This window comes from Acinetobacter pengchengensis (assembly GCF_982235305.1).
The window spans coordinates 546,364-564,335 of record NZ_CEVATJ010000001.1; the positions used below are offsets into that span (position 1 = coordinate 546,364).

The 17,972-nt window shown below is 42.6% G+C and carries 14 protein-coding genes, 2 tRNA genes, 1 rRNA gene and 2 pseudogenes; 13 read left to right on the forward strand and 6 right to left on the reverse strand.

Translation table 11 applies throughout. The features are described from left to right. Nucleotides 1–133 precede the first annotated feature (133 nt). The 4 genes and pseudogenes from AC0T5Z_RS02625 to AC0T5Z_RS02640 all read left to right on the forward strand — a co-directional run bounded on the left by AC0T5Z_RS02625 (nt 134) and on the right by AC0T5Z_RS02640 (nt 4,870). Nucleotides 134–2,020: a lytic transglycosylase domain-containing protein gene (locus tag AC0T5Z_RS02625; protein WP_435336739.1), complete on the forward strand. Its 1,887-nt coding sequence runs from the start codon at nt 134–136 to the stop codon at nt 2,018–2,020. 102 nt (nt 2,021–2,122) lie between these two features. Further along, a complete protein-coding gene (locus AC0T5Z_RS02630; protein ID WP_435336671.1) occupies nt 2,123–2,770 on the forward strand; it encodes a ribonuclease T2 family protein in 648 nt (215 codons plus the stop codon). Nucleotides 2,771–2,971: 201 nt separating this feature from the next. After that, nucleotides 2,972–3,958 (forward strand): malate dehydrogenase, encoded by a 987-nt coding sequence (locus AC0T5Z_RS02635; RefSeq protein ID WP_291340618.1) that lies wholly within the window; start codon nt 2,972–2,974, stop codon nt 3,956–3,958. A gap of 238 nt (nt 3,959–4,196) precedes the next feature. Beyond that, nucleotides 4,197–4,870: pseudogene (locus AC0T5Z_RS02640) on the forward strand (YeeE/YedE thiosulfate transporter family protein). A 174-nt stretch (nt 4,871–5,044) separates the two neighbouring features. On the opposite strand, the pseudogene AC0T5Z_RS02645 reads toward AC0T5Z_RS02640, so the two are convergent. The 4 genes and pseudogenes from AC0T5Z_RS02645 to AC0T5Z_RS02660 form a co-directional block, all read right to left on the reverse strand. Continuing rightward, nucleotides 5,045–6,477 (reverse strand): annotated as a pseudogene (locus AC0T5Z_RS02645) (amino acid permease). Nucleotides 6,478–6,600: 123 nt separating this feature from the next. Next, complete coding sequence (locus AC0T5Z_RS02650; RefSeq protein WP_291340620.1) at nt 6,601–6,957, reverse strand: RidA family protein; 357 nt, start codon at nt 6,955–6,957, stop codon at nt 6,601–6,603. A 72-nt stretch (nt 6,958–7,029) separates the two neighbouring features. After that, entirely contained in the window at nt 7,030–8,148 is a 1,119-nt protein-coding gene (gene alr, locus AC0T5Z_RS02655; protein WP_291340622.1) for an alanine racemase, read from the reverse strand. Between the two features lie 59 nt (nt 8,149–8,207). Further along, nucleotides 8,208–9,473, reverse strand: a complete 1,266-nt coding sequence (locus AC0T5Z_RS02660; protein ID WP_435336670.1) for a D-amino acid dehydrogenase — start codon at nt 9,471–9,473, stop codon at nt 8,208–8,210. Between the two features lie 138 nt (nt 9,474–9,611). Between AC0T5Z_RS02660 and AC0T5Z_RS02665 the strand changes: the two genes are divergently transcribed. The 3 genes from AC0T5Z_RS02665 to AC0T5Z_RS02675 all read left to right on the forward strand — a co-directional run bounded on the left by AC0T5Z_RS02665 (nt 9,612) and on the right by AC0T5Z_RS02675 (nt 10,865). Further along, nucleotides 9,612–10,079: an Lrp/AsnC ligand binding domain-containing protein gene (locus AC0T5Z_RS02665; RefSeq protein ID WP_435336669.1), complete on the forward strand. Its 468-nt coding sequence runs from the start codon at nt 9,612–9,614 to the stop codon at nt 10,077–10,079. Nucleotides 10,080–10,179: 100 nt separating this feature from the next. Next, nucleotides 10,180–10,428, forward strand: coding sequence for a DUF2789 family protein (locus AC0T5Z_RS02670; protein WP_096901745.1), 249 nt, complete (start codon nt 10,180–10,182; stop codon nt 10,426–10,428). A gap of 179 nt (nt 10,429–10,607) precedes the next feature. Then, nucleotides 10,608–10,865 carry a DUF2789 family protein gene (locus AC0T5Z_RS02675; RefSeq protein ID WP_026438086.1) on the forward strand — a complete coding sequence of 86 codons (258 nt, stop codon included), beginning with the start codon at nt 10,608–10,610 and terminating at the stop codon, nt 10,863–10,865. A gap of 49 nt (nt 10,866–10,914) precedes the next feature. Here the strand turns inward: AC0T5Z_RS02675 and AC0T5Z_RS02680 are convergent, their stop codons facing one another. Continuing rightward, nucleotides 10,915–11,442 (reverse strand): hypothetical protein, encoded by a 528-nt coding sequence (locus AC0T5Z_RS02680; protein WP_154321050.1) that lies wholly within the window; start codon nt 11,440–11,442, stop codon nt 10,915–10,917. An 85-nt stretch (nt 11,443–11,527) separates the two neighbouring features. Next, entirely contained in the window at nt 11,528–12,130 is a 603-nt protein-coding gene (locus AC0T5Z_RS02685) for a 2OG-Fe(II) oxygenase (protein WP_435336668.1), read from the reverse strand. 116 nt (nt 12,131–12,246) lie between these two features. Between AC0T5Z_RS02685 and AC0T5Z_RS02690 the strand changes: the two genes are divergently transcribed. The 6 genes from AC0T5Z_RS02690 (at nt 12,247) to AC0T5Z_RS02715 (ending at nt 17,503) form a co-directional block, all read left to right on the forward strand. Further along, complete coding sequence (locus AC0T5Z_RS02690) at nt 12,247–13,104, forward strand: 23S rRNA (adenine(2030)-N(6))-methyltransferase RlmJ (RefSeq protein ID WP_291340629.1); 858 nt, start codon at nt 12,247–12,249, stop codon at nt 13,102–13,104. Between the two features lie 41 nt (nt 13,105–13,145). Beyond that, complete coding sequence (pssA, locus tag AC0T5Z_RS02695; protein ID WP_004976213.1) at nt 13,146–13,970, forward strand: CDP-diacylglycerol--serine O-phosphatidyltransferase; 825 nt, start codon at nt 13,146–13,148, stop codon at nt 13,968–13,970. 40 nt (nt 13,971–14,010) lie between these two features. After that, nucleotides 14,011–15,093: a DUF6670 family protein gene (locus AC0T5Z_RS02700; protein ID WP_291340633.1), complete on the forward strand. Its 1,083-nt coding sequence runs from the start codon at nt 14,011–14,013 to the stop codon at nt 15,091–15,093. A gap of 459 nt (nt 15,094–15,552) precedes the next feature. Beyond that, nucleotides 15,553–17,089: ribosomal RNA gene (locus tag AC0T5Z_RS02705) — 16S ribosomal RNA — on the forward strand. 158 nt (nt 17,090–17,247) lie between these two features. Next, nucleotides 17,248–17,324, forward strand: a tRNA-Ile gene (locus AC0T5Z_RS02710). A 103-nt stretch (nt 17,325–17,427) separates the two neighbouring features. Continuing rightward, nucleotides 17,428–17,503, forward strand: a tRNA-Ala gene (locus AC0T5Z_RS02715). The last annotated feature ends 469 nt before the right edge of the window (nt 17,504–17,972 follow it).

The window sequence follows — 17,972 nt, forward strand, 5'->3', positions numbered from 1 at the left end:
AACTAAGTTAAATGATTGGATGCGGACCTCGAGGCAGAAGTAAATGACTGAAGGCAAGCGAATGCTGCAAATGATGAAACAAAATAATAAATTAACGAAAAAGCTTGTATTAAGTCTGGTTTCGCTTGCCGTGATGACGGGTACGCATGCCGCAAATGAACAATTTAATGATGCACTGCGTGCAGCCAATTCAGGTGATGTCGATTTATTGCAGCAGTATCAATATGCCATGCAAAATGATGTCTTGGGCTACTATCCTGAATACTGGGCATTGAACACCAATTTGGGTATGCAACCTCCCAGTGCTATTGTGCAGTTTGCACAGCGTCATCCACAATCGGCGATGGCAGAAAAACTCGCAGCAGATTACATCGAAGAAAAAGTTAAACAGGCCGATTTTAGTAGTGCGCAACCCGTGCTTGCCTATGTGAGTAATGCCGATCAAGCCGAAAGCTGTGCTATGGCACAAGTCCGCACCCGTTCGGGTGATCCTTTGGTGGTCGCTGAGTTTAAAGATGTATGGCTGAATACCAGTACACAACCTGAATCTTGTACAGGTTTGGGGCGGATGATGCTGTCAAGTCCTTTAATGACTCAGCAAGATAAGCAGCAACGCTTATGGGCACAATTGCGTGCAGGGCAGTCTGGACTTGCTTTAGCGACTGCACAAAGTTTAGGTATGAATATCAGTTTGGCACAATTGAACAGCATTCAGGCCAATCCACTGAATTATTTGTGGTCTGCACCTAAAGCAAGCAATGAAGATCATGCCTATCTTATTTATGCGATGGGGCGTCTAGCCGATAGCGATTTAGACTCGGCACTTTCTTCACTAAAACGCAGTTCAGAAGGTACGCCAGAAGCAATACAAAAAGCCCTATATCGTGCTGTGGGATATATTGGTGGCACCACGGTTATGAAAAACAATTTTAAGCGTGAAGTGTTAAGTGCCTTAGATGCCAGTTATGGCTTGCCATTTAGCCCCGAAGAAGCAGAAATCTATGCCCGTCAGGCGATTCGTTTTGGCGCATGGGAAAGTGTGATTCGTGCGGTGGATAGCATGAGCGTGACTCAAAAACAGGAAGATCGTTGGCAATATTGGTTGGCACGTGCTTTAGAACAACGCAATGATGCAGCATCGAAACGTAGCGCGCAAAATATTTATAAAAAACTGGCGCAGGGTGATGATTATCACAACTTGTTGGCGAAAGATCGTCTTGGGCAAACTTACAATACAATTCCTGCGAATACACAACCAAGTACTCATGACTTACAGCGTTTGAATCAGGATATTCACTTTAACCGCGCCTTTGCCTTGCGTGAAGTTAATGCACCTGCCAATTATGTCAACCGTGAATGGAATTGGGCGGTACGTCAGGCGTATTTAAGACAGGATGATGGTTTGATTTTAGCAGCGGCTAAGCGTGCGACCGATATGGGTTGGTATGATCGTGCCATTTATGCAGCAGATCGTACTGTGAATAAGCACAACTATAGTTATCGTTATGCCATGCCACACCGTAATTATGTGGTAAGTCACAGTCAAAATGTAGGTATTGACCCAGCTTGGGCTTATGGACTGATGCGTCAGGAAAGCCGTTTTAATACCACTGCGCGTTCGCATGTCGGCGCAGGTGGACTGATGCAAATCATGCCCGATACGGCACGTCTGGTTGCACGACAAATGGGTGAAACTTATAATCCTGCCGCGCTGAGTGATATGAATACCAATATTCGTTATGGCACATTTTATTTGTCGACGATTCACAGACAATTAAGCAATAGTCCAGTGCTTGCTACAGCGGGATATAACGCAGGGCCGAACCGTGCACGTCGTTGGCAGCCCGAGTTTCAAGCGATTGCTGCAGACCAATATACCGAGAGTATTCCATTGTTAGAAACACGTGACTATGTCAAGCATGTCATGACCAATGCCACACATTATGGTGTGTTGTTGGGGCAGGGTGGACAATCGATGAGTAGTCGTATGCAACATATTCCATCGCGGAATACACCTTAAGGCAAATATATAAGTGATACAGCTTGATGATCGTGTTGGTAGTTAGATCTGAAGATTATTGGGCGCGTAAATAACAAGGGGGCTCAAGCATTGAAAGTGTGGATGAGTGCAACTTCACAGCCAATTCAAGTGACATTGCTCAGTTTGAGCGGTGCAGCTTTGGTTTTGTGTACGCAAAATGCATTTTCTGCTCCTGTACAAGGTTATGTGATGTCTGTGCAAATGACGCCTGCCGTGTGTTTAATTGATTCGAGTAAAAGCAAAAAGCGTAAATGTTTAGAAGGTTATTCGCTGAATATTGAAGGCTTATATCCTGAAGTTGCTGCCCGTGAATGTAGCTCTCAGTCATCGGCAAAGTTGCCACCTTTGCAAGCCAAAGTGGTGGCGCGGGTTATGCCTGATGAAGCAGCACGGGTACAATTGTGGCAAGGCATTGGTGGCTGTGTGCCCATGAATGCCAGTCAGTATTTCCGCATGATTATTAACAATGCAGATCGGATTAACGTGCCTTCGGTATTGACCGGGCAAGGCACGCAGAGCGTGCAATTGTCACAACTGCGAAGTTTGTTTCTTAAGTCCAATTCCGGTATGTCATCGAAAAGCGTGCATTTTCAGTGCTCTAACCATCAAGGCAAAAGTTATTTAACTGAAATCAAAATTTGTTATGACACTGCAGGGCGCTATAAGCAGTGTGGTGCAGGGGTTGAATCTAATTGCCCGAATCAGTTTTTTATTAAAGGTTCTTACTAGCTTGCTAGGTGACTGTAATTTTTGACTTTTAAGCTTTTTGAGAAATTTTATTCATATTTTCTATCAGACTTTTGTGGAATTTGATGCGCTTTTGCATGCATCCGCTGAATGATTGGAGTACAATCTTTCGCGTTTATGATTATTAGATTAAATGGACTGACTATTTAATCGCATTGACTATCCTCAACTGGAGATAATTACATGAAGCAACCCGTTCGTGTTGCCGTGACTGGCGCTGCAGGTCAAATTGGTTACAGCTTATTATTCCGTATCGCTAGCGGTGAAATGTTGGGTAAAGACCAACCAGTTATTCTTCAATTGTTAGAAATTCCTGTTGAGAAAGCTCAACAAGCGCTTAAAGGCGTAATGATGGAACTTGACGACTGTGCTTTCCCATTATTGGCAGGCATGATCGGTACTGATGATCCTAAAGTTGCATTTAAAGATGCTGATTACGCGTTATTGGTTGGTTCTCGTCCACGTGGTCCTGGTATGGAACGTGCTGACCTTCTTAAAGTCAACGGTGAAATCTTTATTGGTCAAGGTCAAGCGCTGAACGAAGTTGCGAGCCGTGACGTTAAAGTTCTTGTTGTGGGTAACCCAGCGAACACGAATGCTTATATCGCAATGAAATCTGCTCCAGATCTTCCAGCGAAAAACTTCACAGCAATGTTACGTCTTGACCACAACCGTGCGTTAACTCAACTTGCTCAAAAAGCTGGCGTTGCTGTTTCTGATATCAAAAACATGACAGTTTGGGGTAACCATTCTCCAACAATGTATGCTGACTACCGTTTTGCAACTGCAAATGGCGAAAGCTTAAAAGACAAAATCAACGATGATGCATGGAACAAAGACGTGTTCCTTCCTACAGTGGGTAAGCGTGGCGCTGCGATCATCGAAGCACGTGGTTTATCTTCTGCTGCATCTGCTGCAAACGCTGCAATTGACCACATGCGTGATTGGGCGCTTGGCACAAACGGCGAATGGGTAACTATGGGTATTCCTTCTGACGGTTCTTACGGTATCCCTGAAGGCGTAATGTTCGGTTTCCCTGTAACTTGCGAAAATGGCGAATACAAAATCGTTCAAGGTCTTGAAATCGACGAGTTCAGCCGTGAGCGTATCAACTTCACGTTAAACGAACTTGAAGAAGAACGTGCAGCAATTGCTGACATGATTAAATAATTTAATCTGCTAGATTAAGTTAAAACTTCTTTGGAAGTGATGCCAGTCAATTAAAAGTTGACTGGCATTTTTTTACACTTGATTTTTTCTTTGAACTTAAATGCTTGTCATCATTTTAGTTTTTATGGTTTATCAGATATAAGAACGGATGGCGGGTTGTAAAATAGGTCGATTCCCTTACATGATGGGGAAATTGCGTAGAATACGCGCGTTTCCTTTTTCAAATCTTCTCTCTGTTATATCTGTTATTGTTGCAAGTGCCCAATGATCGGATGTTTCGTTTTTGGGGCTTTTATCTTGCTTGTTGTCGGTACCATTGGCGCATTTCAAATTGTGGATCTAAATCAAGCATTGTAAGTTTTTGATGGGTGGTTTAGGGATGACGTTGGATCACGCTTTTTTGGGTTTTACTTCTAGCAGGCGTGTTTATTAAATATCGTCGTGGTCTTTGCAGGCTCAAATGATCATGTTGGGCTTGGCGGTGTTGTTATTCTTTCCTGCTTTGAGTGCAGGTGAGTTATTAGCAATCCAGTCAAGTACAACGTCAATCCTATGTCGATGTCAGTCATGATGGGAGCCTTAATTTTTGGTATCAGCATGCAGTTAGGCGGCGGCTGTGCATCGGGTATGCTATACACTTGTTGCGCTGGTAAGGCGTGAATGTGGGTTACGCTGTTTTTTTGCTTAGGTTTACGGGTTGCGGCTGTAGTAGGTGGCTTAACACTGGGTTAAGGTGCAAGTTTGGTCTATGGTTATAACAATGGTACATACTTTAGCGGAATTGCTTCGGGCAGTGTGCATGGCGGGTTATAGCTGTTATTTATTTTTTTGGAGAATATCATTGGTGTGAAATTGCGCCCAATCTTTTTTCCAAATGAAAAGCCACAGCCAGAAAAACTAACAGGTTGCTAACTTTTAATTTGCGTAGAAAAAGCCAGTCGGTGTGCATTGACTGGCTTTTTTCATGTTCTAGGAGAGTTTTGAAAATTGAATGGTGTAGATATTCAAGATTGATTCAAATGTTTTTCGTCATATGAAAACCCTTGCTGAGTGGTATGGTTTTTTCAGTTTTTCGCAAATAACAGCTCAAGCTTGTTCTAAAGCTGCACTTTTTCTGATTCTTGGTAAATACAATAATCGGTAGGTAATGGTAAGAAGGATCACCCACAATGGGCTGACAATAAGTGCTTTAAGCGTATCTGGCTCTAAACTTAAAATAATTAAGGCGAAAAACAAGAAGACAAGTACAACATAACTCATCCACACACCCCCTGGCATATTAAAGGTTGAGCGTTCATGCAATTCTGGTTGTAATTTACGATAACGCAAATAGCACACCATAATTAGTCCCCAAATGCTAATGAATAAAATCACACACAGAGAGCTGGCTAAGGTGAAGGCTTCAATGGTATTCGGTACAAAATATTGCAAACCTGCACCCGCCATAATAAAGAAGCATGAAAAAATCACTCCTTGTGCAGGAACAGCACGTTTAGATAAGCGTGCTAATGCTTGTGGTGCTTGCTTGGTTCTGGCTAGACCAAATACATGCGACTGGTCGAAAACACACCACTGTTCATCGATGACATCACTGAAGATAGCACCACTAAATTCATGATAATCGCAGAGGTTGGAATTCCTGCATGTAGAAATAGGGAAACAAATGGACTTTGATCGGCAGGAATTTGGTTCCAAGGCGTTACAGACATCACCACCAATAAAGAAAGGACGTAAAACAGAATAATGCGGGTTGGAATCGCATTGACCGCTTTAGGCAGATTTTTTTCAGGGTCTTTGGTTTCTGCTGCCATTGTGCCTAAAAGTTCAACTCCGACAAAAGCAAATAAGGCAATTTGGAAACCTGCTAAAAAGCCATTGCCACCTTGTGGAAACATGCCGCCATGTGCCCAAATATTACTGAAGCTTGACGCCGTACCATTGAGGGATTGAAAGTGGTTGAGCACCATAAAACCACCAATAAAAATTAAACCTAGAATGGCTAAAATTTTAATCAGGGCAAACCAGAACTCAATTTCTCCAAAGAGTTTAACCGTAAGCAAGTTGAGTCCGAGTACAAATAAAACACATCCCGCACTAATTAAAGCTTGTCCTGTGGGGGTAAAACTGACCCCAGCGGGTAGCCAAAAGTTGAGATAATTAATGATGGCTGCTAAGTCTGCAATCCCCACCAAAACCCAACCGAGCCAATATGACCAGCCTATATAATAGGCAGCTCCCGGGCCAATTAAGTCATATGCCATATCAATAAAAGATTTGTAATGCAGATTGGATAATAAAATTTCGCCCAAAGCGCGCATTAGAAAGAAAAACATCAGACCAATAATCATGTAAATAAACAGAATAGAAGGTCCTGCCAGTGAGATGGTTTTGCCTGAGCCCATAAACAGCCCTGTACCAATCGCACCGCCAATGGCAATTAACTGTAAGTGTCGGTTGGACAATTTGCGCTGCAGTTGATCTGGAGGAGACTGCAAAGAATTTTGCGAAGTTTGTGTCATTTCAATGTCCTTATTGAGTTTTTTAACGGTAGCCATTGGCGTACGTAGTTCACTTTAGCGAGCTGAAAATCCTATTCAGCGCAATTACCGTTAAATATGAGAAAGATTTAAAAATGCTACGGTTTATAACTGCGTTGCCGTCACTGCAATTTCAATACGCCAGTTTGGATTGACCAATTCTGCTTGAATGGTTGCACGAGCAGGTTTAGGGCAGTCTTTTAACCACTCTGCCCATAAGGCATTGACTACTGGAAAATCGGCAAGGTCTTTTAAAAAGAGCTGTGCAGAAAGCAAGTGTGATTTATCACTATTGACCTGAGCCAAAAGCTGTTCAATGGTGTTGAACACGTTTCGTGTCTGTGCGTCTATGTCGGCTTCAGGATTGCTTGGGACTTGTCCTGAAAGATAAACCACATGATTAAATACAGTCACAGCACTCATAAAATCATTGCTGTGTAGATGTTGAATTGAATTGGGCATCACTATTTCCTTGTGTAGTGGGGGTGCATAAATGCAACTGGGTCAAACGAATAATCAAAGTACGGAAAACATTTATTCCGTGGCTGCAATAGAAAAAGGCACGCGCTGTGTGACGGCACACATCAGCTCATAGCCGACTGTGCCTGAGGCATGCGCAACTTCATCAATACTTAGCAGAGTCCCTGCAGAAGACTTGCCCCATAACACCACTTCGGCACCAATATCGGCATCGGTCACATGGGTGAGATCAACGGCCAACATATCCATGCTGACCCGACCAATCAGACATGTTTTACAGTCATTGACCAACACAGGTGTGCCTGTTGGAGAAGTCCGCTGATAGCCATCGGCATAACCGCAGGCTGCAATGCCAATGCGCATGGGATATTCCGCTACAAAGTTGGAGCCATAACCGACACTTTGACCTGCCACCAAAGTCTGTATGGAGATAATTTCTGTACGCAAACTCATGGCAGGTTGTAATTGCCAGCTTTGACTAGAATGTTTTGGATAGTCAGGAGAGCTGCCATAAAGCATGATGCCGCCACGGACAATGTCAGAGTGGAGCTCATGGCTGTGACGTAAAATTGCTGCACTGTTGCTGACGGTCACCGCTGCAGGAAATGCTTGAATGATGTGTTGGAATTGCGAATATTGTTGCTGAATTCCCGAAATACCAAAACGCTCACCATCTGCATCTGAAAAATGCATCATGTGCGTCAGACTCGCCACAATCTCTAATTCAAGCAAACGCTTCCAAGCCTGAGCATAGTTTTCGGGTGCAAAACCCAACCGATTCATGCCTGCATTCATTTTGACGAAAATATGAAATCGCGCTGTGGGGTGGTTAGACTGAAATTGCTGTAACCATTCAATTTGTGCAGTGTTGTGTACGGTGAAACTAAAATTAAAGTCGTGACAATCCTGTAAGTCTTGTGCAGAGAAAATGCCTTCCAACAATAAAATATCGCCTTGCCAGCCCAAAGCACGTAAGCGTTTTGCTTCGGCGAGATCAAGTAGGGCAAAACCATCTGCTTGTTGTAAAGCAGGGTAGACCCGTTCGATCCCATGTCCATAAGCATTGGCTTTTACCACGGCATACACTTTTGAGTTTTTTGCATGACGTCGAGCAATGCCTAAGTTATGACTTAAGGCATCTAAATGAATCCATGCCCGTATTGGTCGTGACATAAAGTTCTTCCTTGAACAAAGTGGTTTAGCGTTTAATCCGTTTGCTGTATGTCTAGAAACTAAGCTGCTAAGGTGGTGTGATAACGCTGTAGAGATAAACCTTCGGTGCAAATTTCTGTACTGCGTCCCATCACCAAATCACTGATTAACTTTCCTGAACCACACGCCATCGTCCAGCCTAAAGTGCCGTGTCCTGTGTTAATAAATAAATTTGGATACTGCGTTGTACCAATAATTGGGGTGCTGTCTGGTGTCATTGGGCGTAACCCTGTCCAAAATGCAGCTTGTTTCAGATCGCCGCCAGGAAATAAATCGTGCGTCACCATTTCCAAGGTTGCTCGTCGGTCTAAATTTAAACCCAAATTAAAGCCACTCAATTCAGCCATGCCGCCCACGCGAATACGTTGATCAAAACGTGTGATCGCAATTTTGTAGGTTTCATCCAAAACGGTAGATTGAGGGGCTAAATCTGGCTGAATAATTGGAATGGTGAGGGAATATCCTTTTACAGGATAAACAGGTAAATCGAGATGCAAAGGCTTTAAAAAATCACGTGAATAACTGCCAAATGCCAGTACATAGCGGTCTGCTGTCAGTACCTGACCATTGACCAAGACACCTTTAATGGTGTTACCTTCAACAATAATTCGTTCAACTTTTTGATTAAATTGGAAATTAACCCCTAAATTTTTGGCATGTTGAGCTAAAGCTTTACTAAATAAATAACAATCACCGGTTTCATCATTAGGTAAATGTAAGCCGCCGACTAATTTGTCTTGAGCATTGACTAAGGCGGGTTCAACCTGTGCCAAACCTGCAGCATCGAGTAGTTTAAAGTCGACCCCCGTTTCTTGTAGGACTTGAATATCACGTTGTACAGCTTCAAGTTGTGCTTCTTTACGGAAAATTTGCAGTGTGCCTTTGGCGCGGTTTTCGTACTGAATGCCTGTTTCTTGACGCAAACTGCGTAAACAATCGCGGCTATATTCTGCAATACGAAGCATGCGTTCTTTATTAATCGCATACTGATTGGCGCTACAGTTTTTCAGCATTTGTAACATCCATTGCAATTGCCACATGCTGCCATCTAGCTGTACCGCCAATGGTGCATGATGCTGAAACATCCATTTCACAGCTTTAAATGGAATACCGGGTGCTGCCCACGGTGTTGAGTAACCTGGTGAAATTTGTCCTGCATTAGCAAAACTTGTTTCTTCTGCAGGGCCAGCCTGACGGTCTAATACCGTGACTTCAGCCCCTTGTTTTGCTAAATAATAAGCACTGGTCACTCCAATGACGCCACTACCTAAAACAATTACACGCATGTGCTTGTCCTAACGCTATCCCTAGTTTATTTAACTAGTATATTTTTAGTTTAATAGTGAAATTTGCTATTTTTAGGGTAGTATTTTAGTGAATTCGTAGGATTATTCGCGGAAATTATAAAATAACAGGGATTTTAGATGCGTAAATTAGACCGTATAGATCGGATGATTTTAGAGATATTGCAAAAGCAGGGCAGAATCGCAATTAGTGAGTTGGCAGCGATGGTCAATTTATCGACCACGCCTTGCTCAGAGCGGGTAAAGCGCTTGGAACGTGATGGCATTATTATGGGTTACCATGCCCGTTTAAGCCCAGAGTTACTCGATAAACGCTTATTGGTATTTTTAGAAATTAAGCTTTCTGCAAAATCAGGCGATGTGTTCGAACAAGTTGCACGAGATTTGGCAGATATTCCTGAAGTTTTAGAATGTCATTTAATTTCTGGAGAATTTGATTATTTGGTCAAGGCACGTTTAAAGGAAATGAGTGCCTATCGTAAATTGCTGGGCAATATTCTAAAAAAACTACCTGCCTCGGCATCATCGCATAGCTATGTGGTGATGGAGGAAGTTAAAGAAAGTTCGTACTTAGATTTGAATGTATAGTTGTACAAAAAATAACATGCTGCAACTTGGCTGCTGCTGAATTGTGGCTCAAAGCAGGTTAAGGTCATTAAAAGTACAAGACGAACCAAAGGAGGATGGCATGTTTGACCAACAACCGACCTTAGAACTGTTATTTCAACAATTGGGTTTAGATGCAGACGATGCAGCAATTGATCAATTTATTCGTGAGCATCAATTACCTGCAGAAACCAAACTACACTGTGCCGAGTTTTGGACTGAAGGACAGCGCCAATTTTTGCAAAGTCACTGGAAAAAAGATGATGATTGGGCCATTGTGATTGAAACTCTAAATGAGCAATTACATAGCGATCAGCATCCGAGTGTCTAATTGTTATTTAAGTAAAAAGAATTTTAAGTTAAATCAAATACCTTTCATCTCAAAGAGCCAGTAAACTGCGTTCTCACAAAAAGATACAACAAACCCAGTCAAAAGTCTGGGTTTTTTATACAAAGTGTTATAAGTTGGTTGAATAAGGAATTACAACGAAACTAATAAAAGGGGGCAAGGTGCTCATGCAAAATACTCCATCATTAGCCATGTTATTCAGCCAACTCGGTTTAGCCAGTAGCCCTGCAGCCATTGAATTGTATGTACGTACGCATCAATTGCCTGCACATATTAATTTACATGAAGCGCCGTTTTGGAATAAATCACAACGTGAATTTTTAATCAGTCATTTGGTACAAGACGATGATTGGGCCATTTGGATTGATGAACTCAATCAACAATTACATTTAGATGCTTATCGTTTACAAGCTGTTTAAGTTCAAGTCATTGCCATCTTATAAAAAACGCCTCCGAACGAGGCGTTTTTTAATGCATTCTGCTTTTGAGAATTTGTTTAAACCAGACTTCGGTTTGATAGGCGTTAAAAGCAGGGTGAATTTGTAAGAGTTCCAAATCAAATTCGGCAGTTTTACTATACTTGCCTAACCAGTGACGACACAGTGCGCTTTCATTTTTACTGGCGCTGGCATAGGCCAAGAAAAAGAAAATATCCCCATGCGCATAATGGGTCATGGCTTTTAAAATTTGTTGGGTAATTAAGGCGTATTTTGCATCGCGGGTCAGTTCAAAATACATCATATAGGCTTTGGCTAAATGCAAAGACAAGTTGATATACAGCGTTAACGGTATTTCTTCAAATTCAATCCGGCCCTGTTCCAACAGCACAATGGCTTCTTGCAAAAAGTAAATCTGTTCTTGGCGTAACTCGCTTAAACTTACCAATTGTAAGCGTAAATCGGCACGTTCTAATGCCAATTCAGGCGTATTGCCTTGTAAAAAAAGTTGGTCGGTTTCCCCAATACGTTGAATAAGCTGTTGAGTCGAGTTGCGCATGGGTGAATTCCTGATAGCAATATTTGCTATACATCGGGGCAAATTTACAGTTTTAAAGCCAATAATTTGAAAATGCGGTCTATCTTTACCAAAGTTGATTGCCGCTGCGTAGCCATGCGGTAATGGAAAGACGTTGCTGTGTCGCAGGCAAAACTTCATGCAATAAATCACTTTGGAAAATTGCAATCCGATTTGGGCGTGGTTCTATAATTTGCCATGCTCCATGTTTGTCTTGTAAGCGTAGTTGTCCACCCCAATCTGCCTGCCACTCAGGATGTAAATAATAGACTGCAGAAATCACCCGATCATTTTTTTGTTGTGGATTATCGCGGTGCAAAGCATAAAAAGAACCTGCTTGGTAGCTGGCAAAATGTGCTTCGACCTCACGAATCCCTAAATAAAATGTCTGATTGAATTGTTCAGCCAAAGCCAAAAGAGTTTGGGTGTGTTGTTGCGCAATGCTTAAATCTTCGTGAATCCATAAAATATGATCGCTGCGAATTTTGCTGACCACACCATTTTGAATGGCTGCTTCACGAAATTGATCTAAATTTTGACTACACTCTGCTAGCACTTGTTGTTGATATTCAGGTGAATAGGCATCATCTAACATGGCAAAACCATGCAAATCTAAATCTTCAAGAATTTGATCAATATTCCAAGATTTTGGAAGCAGTGTGGCGTCCATAAAATAGATACTCAGACAAAATGCAAGACAAGCTGATTATTTTAGAGGAATACAAGCTCCTGAATGAAACTTTTTTTCATGCTAAAATGTCAGTTGATTTTAGGAATGAACCAAACATGAATTATCGTCACCATTTCCATGCGGGCAACTTTGCCGATGTCATGAAGCATGTTTTATTGCTGCAAATTTTGACACGTTTAAATGCCAAAGATAAACCTTATCGCTATATCGATACACATGGCGGTGCGGGTAAATACGACTTATCTTTAGCACCTGCACAAAAATCGGGTGAATTTTTAAATGGTATTCATCGTTTAGTGAAACTAGATGATTCAATCAAACGTCAAGCTCCAGAAGGCGTACAGCAGTATTTAAAACTGGTTGAAGCAATGCGTGAGGTGGATGGTCAAGGTGCATATCCAGGTTCGCCGTGGTTTGCTTTACAGGGCATGCGTGACATCGACAAAGCGACTATTTTTGAAATGCAGCGCGATGTATTTCAGCAATTACGTCATAACATTCGTGACAAACGTGCAGGTTTACATGAGCGTGATGCTTACGAAGGTTTATTAGGCGTCATACCACCGAAAGAAAAGCGCGGTTTGGTGATGATTGATCCACCGTATGAGTTAGAACGTAAAGATTTCCCACAGTTGGTTGAATTATTGGCAGCTGCACATAAAAAATGGCCAACAGGCGTATTTGCGGTGTGGTATCCAATTAAAGACCGCGCCATGATTGAGCGTTTTGAAAAGAAAATGTTTAAAACAGGGATTCGCCGTCAACTCATTTGTGAAATTTGTGTATGGCCTGATGATACTCCTGTGGGCTTAAACGGTTGTGGTTTATTGGTGATTAATCCGCCATGGAAATTTTCTGAAGATGCGGATGAAGCCCTGCAATGGTTGTTCCCGCATTTGCGTATGCAAGAACACGGTGGACACGCTGCAGTGCGCTGGTTAGTTGGCGAATAAAATTTAAATAAACGTTCAGGTTACAGTTAGGACACAAAATAATGACAAACACATCTAAGCCCGAAGGAGAATATAGTTCCCGTGATCTTGAGCATGACGGAATTACATTTGAAGTGGTGGAAGAAGAACATACCCGTGAAGGCCAAAAGGTGAAACGTCGTGGTATCTATCTGTGGCCAAACCTGATTACCACGGCAGCCTTGCTGTCTGGTTTTTACTCCATTATTGCGAGTATGAATGGCGAATTTAGCCAAGCCATCTATGCCATATTTCTAGCGGCATTGTTTGATGGCTTAGATGGTCGTGTGGCACGTGCAATTGGAGCGCAAAGCCCATTTGGCGAACAGTTTGATTCATTATCCGATATGCTCGCTTTTGGTGTTGCACCTGCGATTTTGATGTATAGCTGGAGTTTGCACGATTTAGGTCGTATCGGCTTGGCGGCCTGCTTTGTGTATACCGCGTGTGCTGCATTCCGTTTGGCGCGTTTTAATGTGCAAATTGGTGTGGTCGATAAACGCTACTTTATTGGTGTTGCCAGTCCTTTGGCTGCACTGATTATTGTGTCTTTGGTTTGGGTGGGGCGGGACTTTCCTGAACTGTATGATATTCGTGAAATTGGACTACAAATCCTCAATGCTGTGATCATTATTGCAGTAGGATTATTGATGATTTCCAATATTAAATATTATTCATTTAAAACCTTTGACCGTAAACGTGTGCCATTTTTTGTATTGCCAATCGCAGTATTTATCCTTGCAGCCATGACTTATAATATTCCTGTGGGAATTTTGGTGATTTCAATTATTTATGCGCTTTCAGGTTTTGTGACCACTTTTATGGCAAGAAAAAATGCAGTGAGTTAATTAAGCTTTCATAAAAGCATCAACTCACAAGGAGTTTGATATGCAGCTGTTTCAAGATTTTCTCGATCGCTCCAAACAACTCAATCAAACTCCTGCGACAACCGCCAAACTGCCTTATCACGCCCCGAACAGTCATTATAAATTTATCTATCAGGGCTTAATTCTTCCTAACTTGCCTGCACCTTTACATTATCTCAACTTTATCGGCTTATTGGGCAGTCTGAATACCGCAATGCTGCGCCCTGAAAATGTGATTACAACCACAGCTCTAGATACAGCCAGTATTCTTTGTAGTAGCAGCCCTCACATGGTGGGACAGTCTAATCATTATTCAATTCAACACGATTGCGTATTTACTGCACAGTATTTTCAGTTTGCCAATAAAGAGCGCATTACAGGACACTTTCCGCAATTTCACATTCAACGTGAAGATAGTGAACTTAGCTTTGATTTAAAGATCACAACAAGTACTACAATTTCATATTTTACCAAATTACGCATGAATTTGGCAGAACATTGGTCTTTGTTGTGTCAGTGTCAGGGAAGTGTGTGCTATAAAAATCAGCATTTTCAGATTGAGCAATTAGGTAGTTTTGAGTTCGCTCGTTCAATCCAGTTTCCTTATTTCGCAGTGGCATTTTTTTGCTATCAAGTGATTAATCTGAATCATCAGCAACAAATGATATTGCTACAAAGCCGTGATGTGCTGAATCGAATTTTGCAATCTCGAATCTATCTGCGAGATGCGAACACGGGGCAAACTCGGGTATTTGATGGACAGGTACAATTTAATATTCAACGGGTTTATCCAAAAGTAAAAACGCCAACAGGTCAGTGCATGTATTTGCCACGTGAATTTGAATGGCGTTATCAAGATCAAGATGGCACCTCAATTCATTTGCTGGCACAGAGTCGTGGTGATTTTAAATTTGGGGTTGCGGCAGGCTATGTCGGAAGTTTTCAATATCAGTTGGCTATAAATGGTGATCAACAACAAGGTGAGGGTGGCTATTGTGAATATATCGACTGCCGTGCACTGAAGTGGCAAGAACATGATCAACCAGAACAAATGCCAGATACAGTCCTGAATCCTGAACCTTTTATAATCAAAAAAAGAAAATAAACAATATTTTGTGGAAAAGTGATGCATTTTGCCGAATAAATAACCATTTGGAGTTAAAAACGGATAAAACTTAAAAAGAGGGGTTGCATGGCGAAATATTTCACCTATAATGCACATCCATCGGCGGTGATGCAGATTAAAACTTCTGATAAAACAATGACTTGGTTGAAAATGATTGAGTTGGGTTTTAGAAAGTTGGTTTAAAATAATTTAAATTACCAGTTGACACTTTAGAAATAAAGCGTAATATAGCCGACCTAGCTTGCTGCTGACGAAGTGGCAAGAAGATCATTAAGAGATTATGAAGAACAACTTGTGTGGATTTTTACTGGTTGATTGATCGAAATTATTTTCATTGATTGATTGGTTTAAATTACTCGAAGTTTATTTGAGCGAAATTTAAGTCAGAAAATTGATGAGCCAGATTTGGTCACTTCGAATAAAGTGACAAAATGATTTTAACTGAAGAGTTTGATCATGGCTCAGATTGAACGCTGGCGGCAGGCTTAACACATGCAAGTCGAGCGGGCGAGGTTGCTTCGGTAACTGAGCTAGCGGCGGACGGGTGAGTAAAGCTTAGGAATCTGCCTATTAGTGGGGGACAACATTTCGAAAGGGATGCTAATACCGCATACGTCCTACGGGAGAAAGCAGGGGACCTTCGGGCCTTGCGCTAATAGATGAGCCTAAGTCGGATTAGCTAGTTGGTGGGGTAAAGGCCTACCAAGGCGACGATCTGTAGCGGGTCTGAGAGGATGATCCGCCACACTGGGACTGAGACACGGCCCAGACTCCTACGGGAGGCAGCAGTGGGGAATATTGGACAATGGGGGGAACCCTGATCCAGCCATGCCGCGTGTGTGAAGAAGGCCTTTTGGTTGTAAAGCACTTTAAGTGGGGAGGAGGCTCTCTTGGTTAATACCTAAGAAGAGTGGACGTTACCCACAGAATAAGCACCGGCTAACTCTGTGCCAGCAGCCGCGGTAATACAGAGGGTGCGAGCGTTAATCGGATTTACTGGGCGTAAAGCGCGCGTAGGTGGTTAATTAAGTCAAATGTGAAATCCCCGAGCTTAACTTGGGAATTGCATTCGATACTGGTTAGCTAGAGTATGGGAGAGGATGGTAGAATTCCAGGTGTAGCGGTGAAATGCGTAGAGATCTGGAGGAATACCGATGGCGAAGGCAGCCATCTGGCCTAATACTGACACTGAGGTGCGAAAGCATGGGGAGCAAACAGGATTAGATACCCTGGTAGTCCATGCCGTAAACGATGTCTACTAGCCGTTGGGGGATTTGATCCTTTAGTGGCGCAGCTAACGCGATAAGTAGACCGCCTGGGGAGTACGGTCGCAAGACTAAAACTCAAATGAATTGACGGGGGCCCGCACAAGCGGTGGAGCATGTGGTTTAATTCGATGCAACGCGAAGAACCTTACCTGGCCTTGACATAGTAGAGACTTTCCAGAGATGGATTGGTGCCTTCGGGAATCTACATACAGGTGCTGCATGGCTGTCGTCAGCTCGTGTCGTGAGATGTTGGGTTAAGTCCCGCAACGAGCGCAACCCTTTTCCTTACTTGCCAGCATTTCGGATGGGAACTTTAAGGATACTGCCAGTGACAAACTGGAGGAAGGCGGGGACGACGTCAAGTCATCATGGCCCTTACGGCCAGGGCTACACACGTGCTACAATGGTCGGTACAAAGGGTTGCTACACAGCGATGTGATGCTAATCTCAAAAAGCCGATCGTAGTCCGGATCGCAGTCTGCAACTCGACTGCGTGAAGTCGGAATCGCTAGTAATCGCGGATCAGAATGCCGCGGTGAATACGTTCCCGGGCCTTGTACACACCGCCCGTCACACCATGGGAGTTTGTTGCACCAGAAGTAGGTAGTCTAACCGTAAGGAGGACGCTTACCACGGTGTGGCCGATGACTGGGGTGAAGTCGTAACAAGGTAGCCGTAGGGGAACCTGCGGCTGGATCACCTCCTTAACGAAAGATTGACGATTGGTAAGAATCCACAACAAGTTGTTCTTCATGACGATGTGTCTTAAAAGATAATTCGAGGTTTTCGAATTGGATTGAGTAGCAGATACTACGCACTGCGTTTGTCTTGCGAAAAATACAAAGCGATGCTTTGATTTTTCTCAGGGTCTGTAGCTCAGTTGGTTAGAGCACACGCTTGATAAGCGTGGGGTCACAAGTTCAAGTCTTGTCAGACCCACCATGAGCAAGACTTAAAGCACTGCTTTAAGGCGAAGCGCAAGGCAAACGAACGTGAGTGAGTGCGCAGGCTATAATCTGATACATCGAATCAAAAATGATAAGCTGGGGACTTAGCTTAGTTGGTAGAGCGCCTGCTTTGCACGCAGGAGGTCAGGAGTTCGACTCTCCTAGTCTCCACCAGAGCTTCGATCAGCAAAGCAACGCTTTGCCGAAGCGCAAGACAAGCAGCTATGCTGCGCGTAGTATCTGATCTAATATGGTAGTGAAAGATATTTTTAAATTATAGAACTTAATAAATAAGGTGAATCAAGAGATTGATTTAGATTTATTAAGTTCTGTGATTTATCACAGTTGACTGCAGTCCGACGAGGATGCAGTGAATCATTAACAGATTGGCAAAAATTGAGTCTGAAATAAATTGTTCATACTCATGACTAACATAACACTAACAGTGATTTATTGCTGTGACGTGAAGTGAAAGAAATGAGTTACTAGCGATTAACTGAATCAAGCGTTTTGGTATATGAATTTAGATTGAAGCTGTACGGTGCTTAAGAGCACGGGACTTCAAACTGTAGATTAAATAGATCATTGATTATTTATTTAATTGTCTTAATCCTACTTGTAGGGATTAACGACTGTTTGGGGT